Source organism: Nostoc sp. C117 (assembly GCF_043099735.1).
Taxonomy (GTDB): Bacteria; Cyanobacteriota; Cyanobacteriia; order Cyanobacteriales; family Nostocaceae; genus Nostoc.
The window spans coordinates 1,305,278-1,331,576 of record NZ_CP170991.1 but is presented as its reverse complement, the minus strand read 5'-3'; the positions used below and the strand labels follow the sequence as shown (position 1 = coordinate 1,331,576).

The following is a 26,299-nucleotide window of genomic DNA, read 5'->3' as shown; positions in this document are numbered from 1 at the left end:
GCATCGAAGCGAATTAAACATTCAATATGATTGTTAATTTATTATTTAAAGTATCGAGAAATACCTGTGTTTCGCTGATTCATCCCGCATTTATGCAATGCCGAAAATCTTTAAAGCTGAGAGTTTTTCGGGAGATATACGTCATGAAAGTTAATCTCCTAAAGGCAAGTTGTTTTGATTAAGCCCCTATACAAAAATGGTTCAAGACATTTTAGGCGGTGCGTTACACTGTGTTAACGCACGCTACAGGTTTTCAGGGCACAATTAACACTGGACAAGGGGAAAGGTTAATTACGCGAGTGGTGACGCTATCATCAGCTCCCTCTTCAGTCAAGCCTAGCCCCCGACACCCCATAATGATTAAATCTGCTCCAATTTCATCAGCGACATCGCAGATAGTAAAAGCTGGTTTACCTTGCCTTTCCAGAACTTCGGATTGAATTCCTTGCCCAGAAAACAAAGATTGGGCAGTTTCTAGCAATTTGGCAACAACCTCTGGCGATACCATCGGATCGGCACTCAGCGCGTCTGGAGGTGGTTCTTCTACCACAGACAGCAGCACCAAGCGACTACCGTACTTTTGGACAACGTTGGTAACTACATCAGCAGCTTCCCGCGTTTCCCGGCTTTGATCGATAGGAAATAGGACTGTTTTAAACATCTCTGTCACCTGGGGACCCCTGACTCCGGTAAAATCTGGATGGTTCTACTTTCAAAACAATAACAAAAAGGTAATCAGGAGAGTTTGGTGTGTCCAAAAAAAGTTTAGCAAGTTTATCTTCGGCTGATATTTCTGGAAAACGTGCCTTGGTGCGGGTTGACTTCAATGTGCCTGTGGACGAACAAGGAAACATTACCGACGATACTCGCATTCGCGCCGCTTTGCCAACCATCAGAGATTTGACTCAGAAGGGCGCTAAGGTGATTCTAGTAAGCCATTTTGGGCGTCCCAAGGGTGTAGATGAAAAATTACGCCTAACTCCCGTTGCCAAGCGTCTGTCTGAGTTACTGGGGCAAGAAGTCGTTAAAACTAATGATTCCATTGGCGATGAAGTTGCAGCCAAGGTGGCAGCTTTGGGAAATGGCCAAGTGCTTTTACTAGAAAATGTCCGTTTTTACCCAGAAGAAGAGAAAAACAATCCAGAATTTGCCCAAAAATTAGCAGCTAATGCTGATTTTTATGTAAATGATGCTTTTGGTACTGCACACCGCGCCCATGCTTCTACTGAAGGTGTGACTAAATTCCTCAGTCCTTCTGTGGCTGGATATTTGGTTGAGAAGGAATTGGAATATCTGCAAAACGCCATTGAAAATCCCCAACGTCCTTTGGCGGCAATTATTGGCGGTTCCAAGGTTTCTAGTAAAATTGGCGTGATTGAAACGTTGCTGGAGAAGTGCGACAAGCTAATTATCGGCGGTGGAATGATTTTCACATTCTATAAAGCCCGTGGTTTGAGTGTTGGTAAATCATTGGTAGAAGAAGACAAGCTAGAACTAGCCAGAACTTTGGAAGCTAAGGCTAAGGAACGCGGCGTTACCTTCTTGTTACCTACGGATATCGTATCAGCAGACAAGTTTGCTCCCGATGCTAACGCCACAACCGTCAGCATTGAGAATATTCCCGATGATGGTATGGGCTTGGATATTGGTCCAGACTCAGTGAAAGTTTTCCAAGAAGCCCTTGCAGATACCAAAACGGTAATTTGGAACGGACCAATGGGTGTGTTTGAGTTTGATAAGTTTGCAGTAGGTACAGAAGCGATCGCTCATACCCTCGCTGAAATTAGCAAAACTGGCACGACTACTATTATTGGCGGCGGCGACTCAGTAGCGGCTGTGGAAAAGGTCGGTTTAGCCGATCAAATGAGCCACATCTCCACCGGTGGCGGCGCTAGCTTAGAGTTGCTTGAAGGTAAGGTATTACCTGGAATTGCAGCTTTAGATGATGCGTAATTAAAGTTAGTTCTTAAGCTATTGTTAAGCTCAACTAAGTTGATTGCAAATTTAGTAGGGGTACAGTTGTACTGTGCCCTTTCTATTTTTGTTAATATTTCTGCAACCATACGACCAAAGTTATGGAAGTGATTTTGTAATGGCAAGAATTGAAGAAATTTCAGTCAAAAACTATAGAGTTCTCCAAAATATAACCCTAAAAGATATCAAACCTTTTTCTGTTTTCCTTGGCCCTAATGGTAGTGGCAAGACTACTTTTTTTGATGTGATAGGTTTCTTGTCGGATTGCCTAACTACCAATGTTCGTAAAGCGCTAGAAAAGCGAGGAAGATTTCAAGAGGTTATCTCCCGTGATTGTCAAGGTCAAGAAATCGAAATTTTAATTAAGTATCGTGAAGATAATAAATCTCCTAAAATCACGTATACAGTGGCTATTGCTTTACAAAATGGAGCGCCAATTATTTCAAGAGAAACTCTGAAATGGAAGCGCGGTTCTCATGGAAAACCATTTGATTTTCTTAAGTTTGAAAATGGTGGAGGTGAAGTAATTAGTGGTGAAAATCCAGAAATAAATGACAGGAGAATCCATTATCAAATGGATGATCCAAGTTCTCTTGCCATTAAAACTATAGGTCAATTATCGGATAATCCACGAATTGCTAGTTTGCGCCGTTTTATTGAGGGATGGTTTCTTTCTTATTTCATACCAGATCAAGCTCGTCAGCTAGCAACTGCTGGTGCAATGGAACATCTCTCTCGTGAAGGAGACAATATTGCCAATGTAGTTCAATACCTTGCTGATGAACATCAGGAAACTTTATCTAAAATTTTGAAGTTACTGGCTAGCCGTGTTCCTCAGTTAGAAAAAGTGGAGTCGGAGCCAACAATTGATGGCAGATTGGCTCTTTTATTTAAAGATGCACCTTTTAACAAACCATTTCTAGCTAGGTTCTCCTCAGATGGGACACTAAAATTACTAGCATATTTGATATTATTAAACGACCCTAATCCTCCTCAACTACTTTGCATTGAAGAGCCAGAGAATGGACTGCACCATCGACTTCTTGATTCTTTAAGTGAGGAAGCTCAGGCTTACTCGCAACGCGCACAAGTATTTGTTTCTACTCACTCACCATTTTTTGTTAACACAATAAAAGATGCTGGACAACTTTGGATTTTCCAACGTGATGACAAGGGTTATGCAACTGTTACAAGGGCTGACCAAATACCTGAAGCCAAGCATTTTATAGAATCCCAAGCAGGTTTAGGTGATCTTTGGTCTGAGGGATATCTTAGAGGATTACCTTATTAGTAATATCAATCATGCATATAGAATTTTTAGTAGAAGAATATTCCACCGAAGTTACTTTAAATTTTATTGTACCCAAAATCATAGGTAATATTCATACATTTAAAATCCATAACTTTCAAAATAAAGACAGACTATTAAAGAAATTACCTGAACGTATGCAAGCGTATTCTAAATTTATACCTGATGACTGGCGAATCGTGATTATAGTAGATCAAGATAGAGATAATTGCCAAGAATTAAAAAATAAACTCTGTAATGCTAGTAGTATAGTAACCAAACAAAAAGGAAATATTGTTCTCCATAGAATTGCTGTAGAAGAACTGGAATCATGGTTTCTGGGTGATGTACAAGCAATACGAGTTGAATATGAACGGATTCCTGCTTCTTTGTCGCAAAAAACTAAATTTCGTAATCCAGATGCTATAACTGGAGGTACATGGGAGCAACTAGATCGAATTTTGAAACAATATGGATATCAGACAGGTTTGCAAAAGATAGACTTTGCTCATAAAGTTTCTCCGCACATGAATATAGAAAACAACCTCTCTAAAAGTTTTCAGGTTTTTCGAGATGGATTAAAAACTATCATAAGCTGAAACTTCATACTTGGATTATTGGTGATGTTTACTTACTTAAAAAGTGTAAAAAACCGTGGAAACTAAATGGCTGGAATGGGCGCAAAAGTTACAAGCGATCGCCCAAAATGGTTTAACTTATTCTGAAGGCGTTTACGATCTCGAACGCTACAAACAATTAAGAGCGATCGCCACAGAAATCATCGCTAATCACTCAAATGTTGAACATAGCTATGTCCTTGATTTATTTAGCCGCGAAGCCGGATATGCAACTCCTAAGGTTGATGTACGCGCAGGTATTTTTCAGGATGATACTATCTTGTTAGTCAAGGAAATATCTGACGGTTGCTGGACTTTACCTGGTGGATGGGCTGATGTTGGTGAGTCTCCCAGCGAGGTAGTTGTGAAAGAAGTATATGAAGAATCTGGATATCAAGCACGCGCTATCAAATTACTAGCAGTTTATGACAGAGACAAACAGGGACATCCACCGTTTCCCTTTTCTGTCTATAAGCTATTTTTTCAATGTGAAATTATTGGTGGTTCTCCATCATCAAGTATTGAAACTGAAGCAGTAGATTTTTTTCCAGAAAATGCGTTACCAGAACTTTCTCTTGGACGTGTGACGCCAGCCCAAATCACCCGACTTTTCCAGCATTATCGCCAACCAGATTTACCGACAGACTTTGATTAAGCTGATATGCGTCTAAATTATATAAACACTAGACTTCTTGCAGAAGTCGGGAAAAGGGAAAAGGGAAAAGGGAAAGTGGAAAGGGGGAAAGGTTTTGTATTTTCCCCCGCCCCTTATCCCCAGAGGGGACCCCACCTTCCCCTTTAACCTTTTCCCTTTTCCCACCTTTTGCAAAAAGCACTTTTGCAAGAGGTCTACTGTTTATAATCGTTGACGGTTATCGGTCATCAGTCAACCGTCAACCATCATCAGGTAAATGTACTAGTTTTATGCGTAACAGCTTAGTAGTTCCTTCAATTGGCTCCCCTGCTTATCCGAACCGTATTGCGAGTGGAAGACAGGGTGAAAGTATTCTCTGTGTTCCCTATCTTTGCGTCCCTGCACCCTCTTTCAAAAACATTAGGGCGTTGTCTCAGCAGTCGGTGTTGGTGTAGGTTCAGGTATGGAGGTTTCTGTGGGCGTGGGCGTGGGTATTGGCGTAGGTGTTAGCGTGGGTGTGGGTGTTGGTGTAGGAGTTGGAGTAGTCGTAGGAGTTGGAGTTGGCGTAGGCGTCGGTGTTAACGTGGGAGTTTCCGCTGTAATGGTGAGTTGATAATCTACTGATTTCAATGCTGTGGAAACGACAACAAACTCGTAAAAACCGTTTTCTGGTAATTTACTTGACAAAGTGCGCTGAGTAGAGTCTTCTAAAAGTTTGATTTTGCCAGACGGTGAATAGACTGATAACAAAACTTGGGAATTTGCTTCTAGCTTCAACTCCAGAGCTTGATCTTTGGCAAGTTTAGCAATGAATACTTTACCACCACCAGGTTGCAGAGTACCGCTGGCTGTTTTACTCTTGGCACCCGGTTCAAAGGCAAGTTTCTCGAAAGCCCTACCAGCAACGATCGCACTGAGTTTATCGCTAACAAATCCGTACCAAACTTGTCCAATGGGCTGATTGGTAAAATCTCGATCGCGTTGTTCTGGAAATACACTGAAGAAAGCTGCGTCGCCCAAATCATACAAAGAACGACTACCAACGTTGATTTTGTTGACTTCCACTTTCCAGCGATCGCGTTCAGCAGTTGTATAAGTTCCCAGTTGCTGACGTGCTTTATTACTCAATGGTGCAAGCTTTTCCAGCAATTCGGAAGCTGTTTTATCCCATTCTGCTCGCAAACTCTCGTCTTCTGGACCATTACTAAGTGTGCGTCCCCTTAAACTCGGATTTTTGTCCCAAAAAACCTGATTCACCAAGTTCACATAAAAGTTAGAGTCAATACCCAATTGTTGACGGCGATCGCTTAATTTTTCTTTACGCTGGCGTTCGGCTGGTGAATATTGCGCTAAAGGATCGGTTGGCTGATTATTGGTTGGGATTGGGCTGGCTGTGGGATTAGGTTCAACTTTAACAGGATTGCGGCTGCTATTCACTCCCCACAAAATTAATCCAACACTACTAACTCCTAACAGGGCTGCGAGGAAGGTTTTTGTTAGTGTCCATTGGGGAGATGAGGGAGATGAGGAGTATGAGGGGGATGGGGGAGGGGGTGAGATAGCGATGGTGCCGGATGTAGTTTGTGGTGAAGTGGGATATTGATTGGGGGGATAGTTGACTGGGGGCGGATTGATAGCTTGGAGTACTTGAGTTGCAGATTGATAGCGATCGCCTGGTCTGGCTGATAGCATTTTATCTAATACTTGTCCCAACAGGGGACTTATGCTAACTTCTCGCCGCCATTCCCAGGTAAGATTATAAGTATCAATTAATTCTTGGGGTAACTTACCTGTCAGTAAAACCAACATTGTTGCAGCCAAAGCATATAAGTCGCTGTGGGGAGATACCAACCCAGTTTGCATCTGTTCTGGGGGAGCAAATCCGATTTTACCTAATAGGGTTGGTGATGGAGATGATGCCACTACGCCAGGTTCGTAATATTGCGAAGCTACAGTTGCTACTACCTGTTTAACACCACCAAAATCAATTAATACTGGCAATTTGTCAACAGTACGAAGCATTAAATTATCTGGAGAAATATCTCGATGAATTACCCCTAGTGAGTGGATGTATTCCAACACAGGTAAAATTTGCAGCAACAATTGACGTACTTCGGCTTCTGTAAAACGCAAACCTTGCTTTGTTCGGGTATTTAACAAAGAGTTGTAAGTTTCCCCTTCTACATAATCTTGCACCAAAAACAGATATTCTTTGCCTCCTAAGTTGAGCCGAAGGAGTTCGCGGAAGCGGGGAATTTGCGGATGTTGCAGCTGATAGAGAACATTAGCTTCTCTCTCAAACAGTTCTTCGGCTTTTTGGACAACGTAAGCGGTTTGAACTTGGGGAGAAAATTCTTTTAAAACACAAAGTTCGCGGAAACGATTGACATCTTCAGCTAAATAAGTGCGTCCAAAACCACCTTGACCAATTTGACGCACAATCACATAGCGATCGCCTAAAGTTAGTCCTGCTTGTATACCATAACTCATAAATGTGTCCAATAATTTTTCACCACACTGGAGACAAAAGCGGCTACCTGGGGAATTTTCATGTCCTTGAGAACAATGTAATTTTGTCATTTGTCATTTGTCATTTGTCATGTAGTGAGTCTTCCCCAATCCCCAGTCCCCAGTCCCCAGTCCCCAATCCCCAGTCCCCAGTCCCCAGTCCCCTTACTTGCCAGATTGTACTTTATCGACTCGATCGGCAGCGATCGCATACCAAATTTGACCGAAAGTCTGTTGATTCAGTTTCCCACGCTGCTGGTCTGGAAACAACCGATCAAACTTTTCATTTGTTTCCTTATTCAGCCGATCGATTGTATAATCGCCCAATTGCCCCGATCGCGCTTGTCGTCGCCATATTTCATAATCTTGTGCAGTATATTTCCCCAGTTTTTGACGAGATGCTGTACTGAGGTTAGCCTGTTCTATTTTGTTTAATAAATCGTCAGCAATACTAGACCATTCATCTCGTAAACCAGCGTCTTCAGGTTTAGATGTTAGGCTACGTCCCTTTAATTCTGGTTTTTTTGTATAAAATAAATTATCCACAAAGGGAATAAAAAATCCTTCAGTAATTTCTAGCTGTTGGCGACGATTGATAATTTCCTGGAGATTGCGACTTGTGCCTTTGTCGCTGGTTGGTTTACTACCCGGTAATTGGGGAATTTGCGGTAATGAAATAGATGGGATAGTGATTGAAGTTATACTCCGAACAAGTGCATTTCCCACCGCCAAAGTTAATCCAACTACAGCCGTCGCCCCTAAACTCATCATAAAAGGGCGAATCCAAAGGGGAAAAGATATTGGTTTAGCAATGGCTTGTGTTCTATTCTGAAATCTACTGATAATAGCAGTTGCGCGTTGCTTTCCCGGAGCAACTACCATCGTTTTAATCTTGGTAATATAATTATTCGGTGGTTGGGTAGCATTTGGCGATGGTAAATCTTTGAGGATTTGCTCGGCTCTTTGGTAGCGATCGCTCGGTTTATAAGCCAGCATCTTTTTTAATACAGACTCTAATTTGGGGCTCACTCGGATTTGCTTTCCCCAATACCAAATTCCCTGATAACTATCGTATAACTTTTGTGGTTCCTGCCCCGTCAGCAAGACTAAAGTAGTTACCGCTAAAGAGTATAAATCACTACTTAAAAATACTTTACCTTGCCGTAGTTGTTCTTCTGGCGCATAACCTTTTTTACCTAACAAAGTATTATTTCCCACCAGTTTAGTCTGCCAAAAACCTTGAGAAGCTGGCAATTGCTTGACACCACCAAAATCAATCAGCACTGGTAGATTATCAGAACGCCGCCAAATCAAATTATCGGGAGAGATATCACGGTGAACTACATCTTGTGAATGGATATATGATAAAACTGGTAAAATCTGTTGGAGTAAGGTAATTATTTCTTCTTCACTAAAGGCTTTTCCTTGACTTTGGCGCTGTTCTAATAATTGATCGAAATTGTCACCATCCACATAATCTTGTACTAAAAAGAAAAAATCTCTAGTACCTATTTTTACTTGTAGCGAAGCGTGAAAACGGGGAATTTGCGGATGCTGGAGTTTTTTGAGGACATTAGCTTCTCGCTCAAATAACTCTTTAGCTTTTTGTAAATCTTGTTGTTGTTGTACTTGGGGCGCAAATTCCTTCAGCACACAGGTTTGATGGGATTGATTTTTATCCTCCGCCAAGTAGGTGCGTCCAAAGCCGCCCTGTCCTAGTTGACGGATGATTTGATAGCGATTATCTATAACCTGTCCCACAACAAGAGCTAATGGCTCGCCGCAATGGGTACAAAAGCGGTTACCATTAGTATTTGTGTGTTGTTTGCTGCAATAGACCTGCATGGTGCTGAAGGATAAGTTAAGGTTTTATTCAGTGACTACAACGGACATACCCTTATTTTCGGATATCTTAGCAAAGGTTAGGGGCACAGTATTCCGAATCCTAAGGAATGTGGATTAAATAGAGACCAATACTTAATGTAGGCGATCGCTAACATAACCTACAAAAACACAACTATGTAGGGGCACAGCAATATCAATACACAAATTTAATTATGTGTAGCTTTTATCACTCACTGCCTTTTTCTCATCTCAATCACTCCCGAGATGCTTCAGATGGCCAATTGTGCGCCTCCTAGATATAACCAAAGAAATTACAGTTGGTAATTATTCTTTATTAACTGTTTTAAAAATTTTAATTCTTTGCTTAACTGTCTTAACTGTCTTAAGTGTCCACTTAACTGTCTTAACTGTCTTAACTGTCCACTTGATAGTCTTAAGTGTCCGCTTATATTATCTGAACTGCTATTGCATTTTCTTGATAAAGCTGAGATTATTTGAAAGTCTGACTTAAGCACGATTGATTAAAAAAGTAGTCTATTAGAATGAAAAAATTAATATTTAGTTTCACTGGAACAAATCAATTCTAATTTAGAATAAGTTATCTATTACAGACTCTTACCTCAATTGTTATTAGTTAGAAAACATGAGCATTTAATAAAACTTTTATCGAAAATTAGTTTTTTTAATCAATAGTTTCCGAAGTAAAAATACATTTAACGATATCGTTCAAGATATCTACTACTAGGGTTAACTATTTCTCATAAGATATGCATTTATTTCATTTATTAATTAAAATTACGAATTATCTTAAATTTGGAGATTAAAATCTCGTGACAAACCAGGTATATAGCCAATCAGTTCTGACATTTGATGGTCAAGATGATTACATAGATTTTGGGAAAAATGATTTTGGTGGTGTTTTTGCTCAGGGAAGTTCAGCCTTTACAATTTCAGGATGGTTGAATCCTCATCAGCTAACAAATAAATCCACTACATACGGGACACGCAATGTTTTTTTTGCCCGTTCTTCAGATCGATATAGTGATAATTTTGAGTTTGGCATTAGTGAATCAGGGAGCCTAGATATATTCATTGATGAAAATCTTGAGAGGAAAATTACAACTTTTGGCAATGGAGAATTAACTATCGGACAATGGCATTTCTTTGCCATTGTTTTTAATAAAGGTCAACTAAGCATATACCTTGACGATAGTGAGTATTTTGGCCACTTTAGAGGTGAATCTTTAAACAAAGCAACTAGTTCTGTGACTCTGGGTGCGACTTTACACAACAACATATATTTCACAGGTCAATTAGCTAATATTAGCGTCTGGAATTACCCCTGTCCGCCAGTAGAAATCCAGAATCATCGGTCTCAACCTTTAATTGGGAATGAACCGGGATTAGTCGCTTATTGGACATTAAATGAAGGACAAGGCACAAGCGTCAACGATCAGACTGTAAATGGCCATCATGGAAACTTGCGTGGTAACCCTAATTGGGATATAGCAGAGCTTCCATTTGGAATTACACAATCATCAAACGAGAGTGAAAGACAAGACCAGATAGCAAGTAGTTACGAGCTGGAAAAGCTTGGAGAAACTGTGGTGCTGGAGGAAGAAAGCCAGTTGATTGCAGAGGTTGTCTCCGTTGAAGTAACTGCGATCGCCTCAGGTGAGTTGCAGCAAGAGTCAGTTGAAGTTCCCCCCACCCTGGAAACTAGCGTTTCTAGCGGCGCGACAACTGTCAGTCCAAAAGGCAAAAAAGGGACAAAAAAACAGAGCGAAAAATCTGCGATTTCAACTCCCCCAGCAAAAGAGGGGAAAGCCGAAACAACCCAAACGAAGGAAACTCAAGTTTCAGCCAGTATCAAAGAACCAGAAACATTAACTCAGGAGCGATCGCCAAAAACTATGAATACAAAAGCTAATCCCAAATATAAAATCCTGGCCATTGATGGCGGCGGTATTCGCGGTATTATCCCGACAATGATCCTGGCAGAAATTGAAAAGCGGACACAAAAGCCAATTTTCAGTTTGTTCGATTTAATTTCTGGCACTTCTAGCGGCGGAATTCTCGCACTGGGATTAACTAAACCCCGAATAAATTTAGAAGCAACTGATACCTCACCAACCGCTCAATATAGTGCTGAGGATCTCCTGCAAATATATCTCGAATATGGGGCTGAGATATTTTACGAGCCATTCTGGGAAAAAGTACTCGGTCAGCTAGAGGATATATTCGTCCAACCCAAATATTCTTCGGAGGGGAGAGAAGAAATTATCAGGCAATTTTTTGGTGACTCTCCTTTAGAAAATAATCTCAAAGAAGTTTTTGTCACTAGCTACGATATTGAGCAGCGAATTCCCATATTCTTTACCAACAAGCTGGAAAAACAACAGACAGAATCGAAGAAATTTCGCAAGTTGTGCTTAGGTTTTACCCTTACAGATGCGGCATTGGCAACGAGTGCAACTCCGACTTATTTTGCTCCCTATCGCGTTTCTAGCTCCCATAATACCAACGGTTTCTATACTTTAGTCGATGGTGGAGTAGTCGCCAATAATCCGGCTAATTTGGCTATTTTAGAAGCGCAAATTAGTCGAGAAGAAAACAAACAAGTCCTGAATATAGAGGATATCTTATTAGTATCCTTGGGTACTGGTTCCCTGACAAGCGTCTATGGTTATGAAGAAGTAAAAAAATGGGGACTATTACAATGGGCAAAACCACTATTAAATATTGTCCTTGACGGTGGTAGTGAAGTAGTCGCTGGAGAATTAGAGCGATTGTTTGAGGCTAAGAATAAAGGCAATAAAACTTCTTATTATCGATTCCAAACATTCTTAAAAAGTGAACTCGAAGAAATAGATAATGTCAAGCTAGAAAATGTGCGACAGCTACAAGTTTTAGGTAATATATTGATTCAAGAAAAAAGTCAAGAAATCGATGAATTGTGTAGCATTTTAACAAACTAAAGAGAATGCTATTTTTCCGCTAACGAGGTATTGAAGTGCAAATGGGGTATTTAAGTAAGCCATCTTATCGGATCGTCGCTATTCCTGGGGAAGGAATTGGACCAGAAGTTGTGGAAGCTTCCTTAAAAATTCTGCAACAGGTCGCTAAGATTGAAGGATTTAGCTTGCAGGTAGATTATGGTTGGCTCGGTGCAACTGCTCTTGAGCAACTAGGTAGTTACTTTCCTCAAGCCACCGCCAAACTGTGCGATGGAGCCGATGGAATTGTATTTGGTGCAGTTAGCCAAGGCGGATTGCTAGAACTGCGAAAGTACTTCGACTTTTTTTGCAACCTTCGCCCGATTCGTAGCGTTAACAGTCTGCTGCATAAATCTAGTCTTCGACCAGAGAAAGTCCAAGGACTTGATATTCTCATCGTTCGAGAACTCGTTAGTGGAATCTATTTTGGAGCATCTGGACGAGCCTCTGACGATCGCGGAGCTTACGGATACCATACGATGCAATATTACGATGAGGAAATTCGTCGGATTGCTCGCAAAGCCTTAGAGCAAGCCCAATACCGCCGAGGATTACTCACCGTAGCTCACAAAGAAAACGCCTTACCTCATTTGCCCTGGACTCGTCTAGTTGAAGAAGAAGCTAGAGAGTTTCCCGGCGTTGTCGTCGAACCAATGCTGGTGGATAACTTAGCTATGCAAATGGTTATTAATCCCCAACGGTTTGATGTCATTTTGGCGGGGAATTTGTTTGGAGATATTCTCAGCGATATTGGCGGCGCATTACTTGGCTCAATTGGCTTATTAGGATCGGCGAGTCTGAACGCGAATGGATTTGGTTTGTACGAAGCGATCCACGGTACAGCACCAGACATTGCCGGGTTAGGAATTGCGAATCCTCTCGGCACCCTAGAAGCCTGTATTTTAATGCTGCAACAATGGGGCGAAATCCAAGCTGCTCAACGAATAATTGCAGCTCAAGACCGAATTTTAGCTAAGGGATACCGAACGGCTGATTTGTTTAGCCAAGGAGAAGAAATTTTAGTCAACACTGCAACCTTAGTTGACCTTTTGCTAGAAGAACTTTCAGCGGTGCAACATTCTCAATTAGGAGTGATTCATGCATGAGTAAGACAAACAATGTTTTGCACCTTGGAGATGATATCAATACCGATGATATTATTCCTGCCAATCGGGCGACAAACGATCGCCCCGATAGCTTAAAACAATATGCATTAGAACATGTTATTGGCGAAGGTGAACTCCTAAAATACGATGTGATTGAAGCTGGAGAAAACTTTGGCTGTGGTTCCAGTCGAGAAATTGCCCCCATTGCGCTGCAAGCTGCGGGAATTGAAAAGATTCGGGCGCGATCGTTTGCAGAAATTTTTTATCGCAATAGCATTAATATTGGACTTTCCCTAGAGATTTTAGGGGAAAAACAGGAGAATCCTGTAGTTGAGGCGATCGCCGCAGCCGGTGGGTTAATGTCTTTTAATCAGCTGCGTCGTCAGGGACACATCACCATTCCCCCTAGCCTGACTAAGCCACGCCCCATGACTTTAGTCGAAAAACTCTTAGCTAAAGCTTCTGGTAATTCCTACGTCCAGCCGGGAGAAGTGGTTTTTGCTCAGGTCGATTTAGCATTATCCCATGATGCGGTAGCTGGACCTGTAGCCAAGACATTTTATAAACAGTTTGGCCAAGGAGCAAAGTTATGGGACTCCCAAAAAGTAGTTTTGGTAGCCGATCACTTTATCCAAGTCAACGACATCCGTGCTGATGACAAAGCTCATATCATGTACCAACAAATGATTGAGTTTGCTCAAGTCCAAGGATGCCACTTATTTGATGTAGTTTCCCCAGGCGAAGCAGCAGGTATCTGTCACGTTTTACTCCCAGAAAAAGGATTTGTCCGGCCAGGAATGATAATTGCTGGTACAGATTCCCATACCTGCACTTACGGGGCATTGGGAGCCTTTTCTACGGGGGTAGGAACAACCGATATGGCGAATATTTATGCCACAGGAGATATGTGGATTCGTGTTCCTCCAACTTTAGTATTTGAGTTGTCTGGAACCTTACCGCCCCAAATCAGTGCCAAAGATATTATCTTATTTATCTTGGGACAAATCGGCTGTGCTGGTGCTACTAGTAAAGTCATGGAATTTCGAGGATCGATCCTCACCCAACTGCCTTTTGATGAACGGTTGACTCTAGCTAATATGGCTGTAGAGTGTGGAGCAATCTGTGGTTTGATCGTTCCTGATGAAGTAACTCGTGAGTATTTAAAAAACCGAACTTCAGAAGAATTTGCAGAGATTAGCGGCGATAGTGATGCTGAGTACGAAAAGATTTATCAATTCGATCTCAGTGATTTAGAACCACAAGTTGCACGTCCCCCAAAACCCGATCGAGTAGTCGCCATTAGTCAGTTAGAAGACATTCCCATTACTAAAGCTTTTATTGGTTCTTGTACAGGAGGTAAACTCTACGATTTAGCTCAGGCAGCTGAAGTTTTGAACGGTCGCCAACTAGCAGACGGTGTAAACTTGTTTATTGTACCTGCAACCATTGAAATTCGAGAACAAGCCCAAAAATTGGGTTATCTCGATATTTTTGAACAAGCAGGGGCGCAGATTCTCAAGACAGGTTGTGGAGCTTGTATCAATTCTGGACTTGGAGTTTTAGCAAAAGAAGAAACAGGAATTTATGCAACCAATCGCAATTTTAAAGGACGCAGTGGCGATCCCACAGGCAAAAATTATTTAGCCTCACCAAGAACAGTGGCTATATCTGCTGTTAATGGAAAAATTAGCGATCGCTTTGATTAAAGATCGAACTCTCAAATCGGAGTAAATAGAGATAAAACTCAAAAAATATTAACTCAATCTTAGTGTGAATGACTCTTATTTAGCTTAGTCTAGGTTTTTAGAGAGGTTTCTTTATTTACAAAGACTCTGTTCTCTTACCCTTATTAATGTCTTAATCAAGAAAACAAGGATTTTAGGTAATTACAATGGATGAAATCGTTAAAAAACTAGCTGGTCTGGGTCTTCCTGGTATAATTCTCGTAATTTTAACCGTCACATCAGCAGGTAGTAATGCTGCCATTGTTGCTGCTCTCACAGCCTTGGGAGGACCCCTTGGTATTGTCGGAGGTATAGGAATACTCGGTCTAATCACGGTGTTAGGAGATACTGTAGCCGGATATGGAATTGAAGCTGTTCTCAAAGCCATCTATACAGAACGTAGTAAAACCGAATCCGTGAGATATCTCCTCAAAGAAATTAAAGATTTACCCATTTCCGAGGAGCTAAAACTCAGATTGAAAAATGAACTTAGCCCAGAAATCAATATTGATGCGGAAGAAGTTCAGCCGCCAAAAACAATTGAAATTGTCGAGGAATAATATCACTGCTCCATTCATTGATATTTTCGGCAAGCTGCTACTAAATTAAGTGCGATCGCGCTTAATTGTTGTCAAATAAAAAAATGGCATCTGAGTCCGATTTCATCGGAGTAAACTCTCAAATTCCATCATTAGACCTCTTGCAAAATTCCTTCTTTTTTCCCTGTTATCTGCGCCTCTGCGCGACGCCAGTTGCTTCTCCTGTCGGAGACGCTACGCGAACAAGTCGGCAGAGCCAGCCAACGCACTGGCTCCTCTGCGTGAGACAAAAAATATTTATGCAAGAGGTCTATTACATGTAATTCTTCATTGGTAGTACATCTAAAATTCAGTACCAAATTCAAACCTATAAACTCAGATAAAATCTGAATTTTGTAATTACGAATTCGTTTAAAGGTTAGTCAACAGAAGACTTGGATGTACTTTTTAAAAGTCTCAACCTGAATTTTGCAATATACTAGCTTATGTTTAAACAATGTATTCATCAGTTATTTGAAGCCCAAGTTGCGCGAACTCCGCAAGCTGTAGCTGTGGAATGTGGGCAGAAGCAACTGACATACCAAGAATTAAATATTAAAGCTAACCAACTCGCTCATTATTTACAAAAATTAGGGGTAGGATCTGAGGTTTTGGTTGGAATTTGCCTCGATCGCTCCCTAGAAATGATTGTAGCTTTGTTGGGAATTCTCAAAGCTGGAGGTGCATATGTACCGCTAGATCCCGCCTATCCAGCCGAACGATTGGAGTTCATGCTGCAAGATGCTCAAATCTCTATTTTGGTAACACAACAAAAATGGTCTAGTCTAATATCTGATTATTCAGACCAGGTAATTTGTTTAGATAATCACCAGGATGAGATTGCTAACGAGAGCGATTGGAATCTTTTTAACACAGTAAAACCAAATAATCTGGCTTACGTCATCTACACATCTGGGTCAACTGGAAAACCCAAAGGGGTAATGATTGAACATCAATCATTGGTGAACTTTACCCAAATGGCGATCGCTCAATACAAAATCTCCGCCAGCGATGCCTACGGCGGGCAAAGCGAACGCATTCTTCAGTTCACCTCGATGAGTTTTGATGTATCCGCAGAAGAAATTTATCCGTGTCTGAGTTGTGGTGCAACTCTAGTACTACGAAGAGAAGAAATGATCGGTTCTGTAGCCTCATTTGTACAGAAATCTCAAGATTGGCAAATAACTGTCTGGGATTTACCCACAGCTTACTGGCATTTAATAGTAAATGAATTAGTCACTGGTCAAATAAAATTACCCGAATCATTACGTTTGGTGATTATTGGCGGGGAACGTGCGTTGCCAGAACAAGTTAGGATGTGGCTGAAGTTTGTAGGGAATTTCCCTGAATTGATTAATTCCTACGGCCCCACTGAAATTACTATTGCAGCGACAACCTGCACTTTATCAAATTTGAGCTACACCCAACTAGAGGGAACAGAAATACCTATTGGCAAACCAATGGGGGATAACATCCAAGTTTATGTATTGGATCGAAACCTGCATACAGTCCCCACTGGAACAATAGGAGAAATATACATTGGCGGTGCTGGACTAGCACGGGGCTATTTGAACCGTCCAGAATTGACCGCAGAAAAATTTATTAAAAATCCTTTTGACAATTCAAAATTATATAAAACTGGTGATTTAGGACGTTATCTACCAGACGGTAACCTAGAATTTAAAGGACGGATTGACGATCAGGTAAAAATTAATGGCTTCCGCATCGAATTAGGAGAAATTGAATCCGTCCTCAATCAACACTCCCACGTATCTCAAAGCGTAGTCATTGTTCGTGAAGACACTCCTGGCAACAAATACCTAGCAGGTTATATTGTCCCCTACCAAAAGACGGAGATTAACTGCACTAATCTGCAAAGCTTTTTGAAAAAGAAGCTACCAAGCTATATGGTGCCAACAGTCTTTGTTGCCCTAGATGCTTTACCTCTCAACCCCAATGGCAAAATCGATCGCCAAGCACTTCCCGCTCCCAAACTGCACGAAACCTTTGTTGCCCCTCGTAATGACCAGGAAGAAGCGATCGCCAAAATCTGGCGTCAAGTTTTCGGGTTAGAACAGATTGGAGTCGATGACAATTTTTTCCAGTTAGGTGGTCATTCCCTAATCGCCACTCAAATTCTGTCTCGGATACGGGATGTTTTTCAAGTTGAGCTATCCTTTGGGCAACTCTTAAATAACCCCACAATCAACGATTTAGTTAAGATTATTGTCCAGCAACAATTAAAACATTCATCCCCCTTAGCTAAAATTCAGCCAATTTCACGCGAGGGTTACTTACCTGTTTCCTTTGCCCAAGAACGGGTATATTTCATTGAGCAATTAGCTCCCTCTATGAGCGCTTACCAATTTCAAGAGAGTTTGCGTTTCAAAGGATATTTGAATATATCTATCCTGGAACAAAGTCTTAGCGAAATTTTGCGCCGTCATGAAATCTTCCGCACCACATTTCCGGTAGTAGAAGGAAAGCTGGTACAAGTAATTCATTCTCCTCAACCTGTAAAATTACAAGTTATTGACCTGCAAAGCCTTCCTAAATCTGAACAGGAAGCTGAAGTACAAAGATTGACCGATGAAGCAATTCAAAAACCTTTTGATATTAGTCAATTACCCTTAATTCGTTGGACTTTATTAAAATTAAGTGACCAAGAATATGTATTAGTTCATGTTGAACACCACATGGTGCATGATGGTTGGTCATTCAATTTATTTTTGCGAGAATTATTAACCCTATATCAAGCGTTTTCTGAAGGTAAACTCTATACCTCAGGTTCCACAGGAAAGCCCAAAGGGGTGCTAATTGAACATCATTCGTTGGTGAATTTTACCCAGATGGCGATCGCCCAATATAAACTAACAGAGTGCGATACCTACGACGGACAAAGCGATCGCATTCTTCAATTTGCCTCAATTAGTTTTGATGCTGCCGCCGAAGAAATCTATCCCTGTTTAAGTAGCGGTGGGACACTAGTACTGCGTAACGAGGAAATGTTGCAGTCTGTCTCAGCATTTGTACAGCAGTCAAAAGATTGGGAATTAACAGTATGGGATTTACCAACGGCTTACTGGCATTTGTTAGTAAGTGAATTAGCCAGCGAGAATTTATCATTACCTGATTCACTACGGCTGGTTATTATCGGCGGAGAGCGAGTGCTACCAGAAAAAGTTGCGATGTGGCATCAATTGGTAGGTAATTATCCTCAGTTGGTTAATAGTTATGGTCCGACTGAAACCACTGTGGTTGCAACCTTATCTGAGTTGTCAGAAAACGCTCTCAATCGTCAAGATGTGACAATTGGCAAACCCATTAGTAATGTTCAGGTATATGTGTTGGATAAATACTTGCAACCTGTACCTATTGGAGTACCAGGAGAACTTCATATTGGCGGTGCAGGTGTGGCGCGGGGTTACTTGAACCGTCCAGAATTGACATTGGAAAAATTTATTCCTAATCCTTTGGAGGAGACAGGAGGCAGGAGGCAGGAGGCAGGGGGACAAGGAGGACAAAGTTCTTCTTCATCTTCTTCACTCCTCACTCAGCACTCAGCACGGGCTAAACGCCCCGCTAACAGCATTCAGCACGGGCTAAACGCCCCGCTACCGCTAACAGCACTCCTCACTCAGCACTCACAGGAGCGTTTGTACAAAACAGGCGATCTGGCTCGTTACTTGCCTGATGGTAATATTGAATACCTTGGGCGAATTGATAACCAAGTGAAGATTCGCGGTTTTCGGATTGAACTTGGTGAGATTGAAACAGTCTTAAATCAACATTCCCAGGTGGCTCAAGCTGTCGTCATTGCCTGTGAAGATATCCCTGGTAATAAGCGTCTCGTCGCCTATGTGGTTGGAAATCAAGGACAAGTTCAAATTGATGAAATTCGCCAATTCCTCAAACAGAAGTTACCCCTGTATATGGTTCCTTCTGCTTTCGTTCCATTAGAAAAGCTACCGATTACTCGTAATGGGAAATTAGACTATCGTGCTTTACCTGCTCCAGAGATTTCAGACAGAAATTTAGACTTAGGGGTTGACCAAGTACTATCTGCATCGGCAATGTTTGGATCTGTCAAAGAGTGGAAATCAGAGCAGAGTAAGCGAGGAAATCGCAGCCATCTATTGGCAGTAAGCGGATTAATTCATTCAGGAAAGCTAGAAATAGACTTTGCTTATAGTGATAAAGTTCACAAGCGAGACACTATTGAAAGGTTGGCTTTTAAATATATGGAAGCATTAAGAAAGTTGATTGCTCATTGTCAGTTAAAAGAGTCCCAAGGCTATACCCCTTCTGATTTTTCTGCGGCCAGAGTCAATCAAAATCAACTTGATAAATTTATAGCCAAAATCAACAAAAGTAAAACCAAATAATCTGAGTTTACTTAGTAGTCTACTATCGCAATTTATATACTAAATCTATGACGGAAATGGTAATTAGCTCTACTCAATCTATTGATGATTCTTCTGCTTTAACTGAGCGTGAGTTATACAAAATATTATTTGAATGGAATGATACAAAGGTAGATTATCCTAAACATCTATGTATACATCAGTTATTTGAAGCGCAAGTAGAAAAAACTCCAGATAGTATCGCTGTTGTGTTTAACGACCAACAACTAACTTATCAACAGTTGAACTACCAAGCCAATAAAGTAGCGCATTATCTACAAAGTTTGGGTGTAAAACCAGAGGTGCTGGTAGGGATTTGCATTGAGCGATCGCTACAAATGATTATAGGAATGTTGGGCATCCTCAAGGCGGGTGGAGCTTATGTACCGCTAGATCCAACATATCCCAAAGAGCGTTTATCGTTCATGCTCTCAGATTCACAAGTGCAGGTGGTGTTAACCCAAGAAAAATTCGTTGAAGATTTGACTGCAAGCGGGGTGAAGTTAGTTTGTTTCGATACTGACTGGGAATCTTTTCAGCGAGAGAGCAACGAGAATCTTAGTAGTGGGGTTGCACCAGAAAATCTGGCTTATGTAATTTATACATCAGGTTCAACGGGAACACCCAAAGGCGTACTGATTCAACATCAAGGTGTGTGTAATTTAATCCAGGCACAAATCAAACTGTTTGATGTAGACCAAAACAGCCGTGTTCTCCAGTTTGCTTCTTTCAGCTTTGATGCTTCAGTTTGGGAAATTTTCATGGCTGTGTGTTCAGGAGCTAGCCTTTACATTGGAACTCAAGATTCCTTGCGGCCAGGAACAGATTTAGTGCAATTTTTGCGCGAGCAATCAATAACTCAGGTAACATTACCACCCACAGCACTAGCAGCGTTACCAATAGCGGAATTGCCAAACTTGCAAATCCTCATCGTCGCCGGAGAAGCTTGTAATCCGAAGTTGATTGCTGAATGGTCACAAGGGCGGCGCTTTTTTAATGCTTACGGACCAACGGAATCAACAGTCTGTGCCACAGTAGCAGAATATACTGGTGACACTCAACTGACCATTGGTCGAGCGATCGCCAACACTCAGGTATATATTCTCGATCAAAATCTGCAACCAGTTCCCGTTGGTACTCCTGGTGAATTATATATTGGTGGTGATGGCTTGGCGCGAGGGTACTTAAACCGTCCAGAGTTAACCCAGGAAAGATTCATTCCTCATCCTTTTGAGGATGCACAAGGAAGTAGATTATATAAAACTGGGGATTTGGCGCGTTATTTACCAGACGGTAATATTGAGTTCCTGGGGCGAGTCGATAATCAAGTGAAGATTCGTGGCTTCCGCATTGAACTGGATGAAATTGAGAAGCTCTTAATTCAGCAACCGAATGTCAACCAGGTAGCGGTGATTGCTCGTGAAGACATCCCTGGCGATAAACGGCTGGTTGCCTATATTGTGCCTAATCAAAAACTTGACGCGATCGCCACTACCCTTAAACGCTTTCTTCAAGAAAAACTGCCTAACTACATGGTGCCAGCAGTCTTTGTAATCCTCGACTCCTTGCCCCTGACTCCCAATGGTAAAGTCGATCGCCAAAATCTTCCAGCTGGCGATCGCACACGCCCCGATCTTGAAGAAACCTTTATCGCCCCTCGTAACTCCACTGAAGCAACACTCTTCAGCATTTGGGCTGAGTTATTGGGACTTGAGCAGATCGGAATCGATGACAATTTTTTCAATTTAGGCGGTCATTCTTTAATAGCAGCTCAGATGCTTTCCCGCATCCGCGAAGGTTTCCAAGTAGAGTTATTCTTTCACCACATTTTTGCCAATCCTACCATAGCGGGTCTAGCTGGGGTAATTGAACAGCAGAGCCACCTCAAGCAGGAATTGCAACGTCCTGCTATGCAGCCAATTTCCCGGTCAGGATACTTGCCTGCTTCCTTTGCTCAAGAGCGAGTATATTTTATCCAAGAAGTAGCACCTGAAAGTACTGCTTATCAAGCTCAGGTAACTCTGCGATTCACCGGAAAACTAGATGTGGCAGCATTAGAGCAGTGCCTCAATGAGATTGTCCGACGGCATGAAATCTTCCGCACGACTTTTCCGGCAATAGATGGACGCTTATTTCAGGTAATCCACCCAGCCGAAACAATTAGGTTAACGGTGGTAGACCTCCAGACATTTCCTGAGTCCGAGCAAGAAGCAGAAATTCAGCGCCTATTTAACGCAGAGGTGCAAAAGCCCTTCTACTTAGATCAACTGCCGTTAGTTAGGTGGTTATTGTTGAAGTTGAGCGACCAAGACCATCTTTTGATCCACATCGAACATCACATGGTTCATGATGGCTGGTCTTTCAATAATGTGTTCTTGAATGAGTTCGTGGAACTTTATCAAGCCTTCTGTTTAGGTAATCTTTCCCCACTGTCGGAATTAACATTCCAGTTTGCAGATTATGCCCATTGGCAGCGAGAGTGGGTTAAAAGCCAGGAAGCCGAAGCACAGTTAGCTTATTGGCAGCAAAAGTTATCTGGTAGTCCGCCCCTGTTGGAATTACCATCAGACCGCCCGCGCCCAGCAGAACAAACTTACAACGGCGCTCAAGTCAGGGTAGAGTTGCCCATTAGCTTGTGCGAATCTTTGAGAGTTCTCAGTCGTCAAGAGGGAATCACCTTATTCATGACGACGCTGGCAACTTTTTTAGTAATATTGCACCGCTACACCGGACAGGACGATCTCTGTGTGGGGACAGCTGTTGCCAATCGGCGGATGCGGGAGACAGAAAAATTAATTGGCATGATCGTCAATAACCTGGTTTTACGCACCGATTTGTCTGGAAATCCCACGTTTCGGGAGTTACTGGATCGAGTCCGCCAAGTTAGTCTGGAAGCCTTTGCTAACGAAGATTTACCCTTCGATAAGGTCGTGGAGGTTCTCAAGCCAATCCGGAACTTGAGTTATAATCCCCTGTTTCAAGTGATGTTCAGTTTCCATGATTCTCCTCGCCCAGACTTAACTCTCCCAGAGTTGAACATCACCACGAATGTAGCCCTTAGCAACCAATCAACAAAGTTTGATCTTGATGTCGTTCTGATTCCCCACCATGATGGAGAGAAGGGAATTAGTGTTATTTGGGAATACAACACCGACTTATTCGACGCTCCCACAATCCAACAGATGGCAGAGCAGTATCAAACTTTACTAGAAGGGATTGTTGTTAACCCAGAGCAGCGAGTTTCAGAATTACCACTGCTAACGCAGACTCAGCAGCAGTTACTGGCTAAGTGGAATCAGACTCATAGGGATTATCCCACTAAAGAGTGTATTCACGATTTATTTGCGGCTCAGGTGGAGTTAACGCCTGATGCTGTAGCTATTCAGCAAGAAGGTCAAAAGTTAACTTACCGCGAATTGAGCGATCGCGCCAATCAATTAGCCCACCATCTGCAAAGTTTGCGAGTCAAACCAGAAACCTTAGTCGGTATCTGTGTTGAGCGTTCTTTGGAGATGATTGTTGGTTTACTCGGAATTCTCAAAGCGGGGGGTGCATACATTCCCCTCGATCCAGCTTATCCCCAAGAGCGACTGGCTGATATTCTCGAAGATACGCAACTGGGCATTGTGCTGACTCAAGAAAGATTCCAGGGCAAATTACCAGATTATGCCGGAAAAACCATCTGTTTAGATACAGACTGGGAAATAATTGCTCGACACAGTACAGCCAATCCTACTAGTAACGTTGAACTCCATAACCTTGCTTACATTATTTACACCTCTGGTTCTACGGGTAAACCCAAAGGGGTGATGATTGAACATCAGTCATTGACGAATTTTGTCATGACCGCCATCCATGAATATGGAATTAATGCAAGCGATAAGATGCTGCAATTTGCATCTATCTGTTTTGATGCATCCGTTGAAGAAATATTTCCTGGTCTTTCAGTCGGCGCAACATTAGTACTGCGAACCGAACTGATGTTGCACTCCAGCGATGAATTTTGGCGGTGTTGCCGAGAATGGCAGTTAACTGTTTTGGATCTTCCCACAGCGTACTGGCACCAGTTAGTAGCAGAACTTACCCCTGAAGATTCCCGAATTCCCGAAAGTCTGAGAATGGTGATTATTGGTGGAGAAGAAGCTCAACTGGAAAAAGTCAACCACTGGCACAGTAGTATTGTTCACTTCTCTCATTCACCCCAATTGATTAATAGTTACGGGCCAACCGAAGCAACCGTTATCACCACCTTAGACCGGTTAACCGCGACAGGCATCTCGGTTAGCATTGGAAGACCCATCAGCAATGTTCAAGTTCATATTCTGGATCGATATTTGCAACCAGTGCCAATAGGAGTTACAGGAGAACTGCACATTGGTGGAGCCGGATTAGCCAGAGGATATTGGCAACGTCGTGAACTTACGGCTGAGAAATTTATCCAAAGTCCATTTCAGGATAGTGCAGCCTCTTCTCTACGAGAGGCTCCACCAACGAGTCCGGGAGGGTTGGCAGAAGGCAGGAGGCTCTACAAAACAGGGGACTTAGCAAGATTTCGCCGAGATGGCAACTTAGAATATCTTGGTCGGGTTGACGATCAGGTAAAAATTCGGGGCTTCCGCATCGAATTGGGAGAAATCGAAATGGTGCTGAGACAACACTCACAAGTATTTCAGGCTGTAGTCATTGCTCGTGAAGACATTCCCGGACAAAAGCGTCTAGTGGCTTATATTGTTCCACACCAATCGCAACCGACCACCGATGAATTACGGCATTTTCTAAAAGTAAAGTTGCCCAATTATATGCTGCCCTCGGCTTTTGTGCTGTTGAAAGCGCTACCGATGACTCCGAACCAAAAGGTAGATTATCGCGCCCTCCCAACCCCCGACTTCTCCCGAAGCGCAGAAGATAGCTTTGTTGCGCCTCAAACTCCTACAGAAGAGAAATTAGCGGCGATTTGGTCGGAAATTTTAAGATTAAAACAAGTCGGCATCCACGATAACTTCTTTGAACTAGGCGGCGATTCTATCCTCAGTATTCAGGTAATTTCCCGTGCCAATCAAGCGGGTATCCAAATTGCCCCCAAACAGCTATTTCAGTACCAGACCATTGCTGAGTTAGCTGCCGTGGCGGGTATTACTCGCTCTATCAAAGCCGAACAAGGGCTAGTAACTGGCTTTGTAGCGCTGACACCCATTCAACAATGGTTTTTTGAGCAGAAATTGCCTGAACTCGATTACTTTAACCAATCAGCCCTGCTAGAAGTGCCACCAGACATGCAACCAGAGCTATTGGAGCAAGTCGTAGAAAAATTGTTCATACATCACGATGCTTTGCGTCTGCGGTTTGTACAAGAAGGCGAAAACTGGCAGCAGATTAACGCTCCTATCCAAGAAACTGTGTCATTTAGCGTCATCAATTTGTCACACCTGTCGGCAGAAGAACAACAAACAGCAATGAAAGCTGCGGATGCTGAACTCCAAGCGAGTTTAAATCTATCTACTGGAGCGATGGCTACGCCCAGCCCAGGCATCGCACGAGTAGTACTGTTTAGGTTAGGCAACAATCAACCTGGTCGGTTACTGTTCATCATCCATCACTTAGCAGTAGATGCCATTTCCTGGCGGATTTTGCTCGAAGATTTAGCTACGGCTTACCAGCAAATTAGTCGGGGTAAAGCGATTAAATTACCAGCTAAGACAACTTCGTGGCAATATTGGAGCGATCGCCTGACAGAATACGCAAAATCAAAGACGATTCAAGATGAACTAGATTATTGGCTAAGTCAGTCTAGTTTGAAAGTTAATGCCTTGCCAGTAGATTATCCTTTAGGCATAAATGACAACACCATAGCCTCAACAGTTTCTGTCTCACTTTCTTTAACTGAAGAACAAACCCGCGCCCTCTTGCAAGATGTACCCTCTGCCTACAACACTCAAATTAATGATGTGCTGTTGACTGCCCTAGCGCAAAGCTTTGCCCAATGGACAGGAGAAAGTTCTCTACTGGTTGACTTAGAGGGACATGGACGAGAAGACTTGTTTGAGGATGTGGATCTGTCGCGGACTGTGGGCTGGTTTACCACTTTATTCCCCGTTCATTTACAGCTAGAAGAAGTTGACCATCCAGGAGAAGCTTTAAAGTTAGTTAAAGAACAACTGCGACGGATTCCCAACCGAGGAATTGGCTATGGTGTGTTGCGATATTTACAACCGGATGAAACAATACGCACAAAACTACAAGCGTTACCCCAAGCACAGGTAAGTTTTAATTACCTTGGTCAATTCGATCGCGTGCTGAACGCATCTGCTGTATTGGGTTTAGCCAAAGAAATGAAAGCGGCACAGAGTTTACTTAATCAGCGCAGCCACCTATTAGGAATCAGCGGATTCATTCGTGCAGAAAGGCTGGAAATGACTTGGGCTTACAGCGAGAAAATTCATAAAAAAGAGACTATCGAGCGTTTGGCCTTTGGATTCATGGAGGCATTGCGATCGCTAATTACCCACTGTCAATCTCCTGATGCGATCGGTCATACACCTTCTGACTTCTCAGCAGCCAAACTCAGCCAAAAACAGCTTGACAAATTCCTATCTAAAATCAACAAAAACAAAACAAAGTAGTCATTT

Annotated in this window: 12 protein-coding genes and 1 pseudogene; 10 read left to right on the top strand and 3 right to left on the bottom strand. The window is 42.2% G+C overall.

Annotated elements, in window-relative coordinates; genetic code table 11:
* Nucleotides 1-253: 253 nt before the first annotated feature.
* A complete protein-coding gene (locus tag ACFG4S_RS06875; RefSeq protein ID WP_392534080.1) occupies nt 254-661 on the bottom strand; it encodes a universal stress protein in 408 nt (135 codons plus the stop codon).
* Between the two features lie 89 nt (nt 662-750).
* On the opposite strand from ACFG4S_RS06875, the gene ACFG4S_RS06870 reads away from it, so the two are divergent.
* From ACFG4S_RS06870 to ACFG4S_RS06855, 4 genes are all read left to right on the top strand, one after another.
* The gene (locus ACFG4S_RS06870) at nt 751-1,953 is read left to right on the top strand and encodes a phosphoglycerate kinase (RefSeq protein WP_392534079.1); all 1,203 of its coding nucleotides are present in this window, start codon (nt 751-753) and stop codon (nt 1,951-1,953) included.
* Between the two features lie 139 nt (nt 1,954-2,092).
* Nucleotides 2,093-3,265 (top strand): AAA family ATPase, encoded by a 1,173-nt coding sequence (locus tag ACFG4S_RS06865; protein WP_392534078.1) that lies wholly within the window; start codon nt 2,093-2,095, stop codon nt 3,263-3,265.
* A gap of 11 nt (nt 3,266-3,276) precedes the next feature.
* Nucleotides 3,277-3,861: a DUF4276 family protein gene (locus ACFG4S_RS06860; RefSeq protein WP_392534077.1), complete on the top strand. Its 585-nt coding sequence runs from the start codon at nt 3,277-3,279 to the stop codon at nt 3,859-3,861.
* A gap of 55 nt (nt 3,862-3,916) precedes the next feature.
* Nucleotides 3,917-4,534 (top strand): NUDIX hydrolase, encoded by a 618-nt coding sequence (locus ACFG4S_RS06855; protein WP_392534076.1) that lies wholly within the window; start codon nt 3,917-3,919, stop codon nt 4,532-4,534.
* A 399-nt stretch (nt 4,535-4,933) separates the two neighbouring features.
* On the opposite strand, the gene ACFG4S_RS06850 is transcribed toward ACFG4S_RS06855, so the two are convergent.
* Nucleotides 4,934-7,093, bottom strand: coding sequence for a protein kinase (locus tag ACFG4S_RS06850; protein ID WP_392534075.1), 2,160 nt, complete (start codon nt 7,091-7,093; stop codon nt 4,934-4,936).
* Between the two features lie 93 nt (nt 7,094-7,186).
* Complete coding sequence (locus ACFG4S_RS06845) at nt 7,187-8,866, bottom strand: protein kinase (RefSeq protein WP_392534074.1); 1,680 nt, start codon at nt 8,864-8,866, stop codon at nt 7,187-7,189.
* An 830-nt stretch (nt 8,867-9,696) separates the two neighbouring features.
* On the opposite strand from ACFG4S_RS06845, the gene ACFG4S_RS06840 reads away from it, so the two are divergent.
* From ACFG4S_RS06840 to ACFG4S_RS06815, 6 genes and pseudogenes are all read left to right on the top strand, one after another.
* Nucleotides 9,697-11,844 (top strand): patatin-like phospholipase family protein, encoded by a 2,148-nt coding sequence (locus ACFG4S_RS06840; RefSeq protein ID WP_392534073.1) that lies wholly within the window; start codon nt 9,697-9,699, stop codon nt 11,842-11,844.
* 41 nt (nt 11,845-11,885) lie between these two features.
* Nucleotides 11,886-12,968, top strand: a complete 1,083-nt coding sequence (locus ACFG4S_RS06835) for an isocitrate/isopropylmalate dehydrogenase family protein (protein ID WP_392534072.1) — start codon at nt 11,886-11,888, stop codon at nt 12,966-12,968.
* A complete protein-coding gene (locus tag ACFG4S_RS06830) occupies nt 12,965-14,674 on the top strand; it encodes an aconitase/3-isopropylmalate dehydratase large subunit family protein (RefSeq protein ID WP_392534071.1) in 1,710 nt (569 codons plus the stop codon). The genes ACFG4S_RS06835 and ACFG4S_RS06830 overlap by 4 nt, the downstream gene beginning before the upstream one ends.
* 185 nt (nt 14,675-14,859) lie before the next feature.
* Nucleotides 14,860-15,252, top strand: a complete 393-nt coding sequence (locus ACFG4S_RS06825) for a hypothetical protein (protein WP_392534070.1) — start codon at nt 14,860-14,862, stop codon at nt 15,250-15,252.
* 479 nt (nt 15,253-15,731) lie between these two features.
* Nucleotides 15,732-19,655, top strand: a pseudogene (locus tag ACFG4S_RS06820) (amino acid adenylation domain-containing protein); the annotation flags it as partial.
* Nucleotides 19,656-19,702: 47 nt separating this feature from the next.
* Nucleotides 19,703-26,293: an amino acid adenylation domain-containing protein gene (locus ACFG4S_RS06815; RefSeq protein ID WP_392534069.1), complete on the top strand. Its 6,591-nt coding sequence runs from the start codon at nt 19,703-19,705 to the stop codon at nt 26,291-26,293.
* The last annotated feature ends 6 nt before the right edge of the window (nt 26,294-26,299 follow it).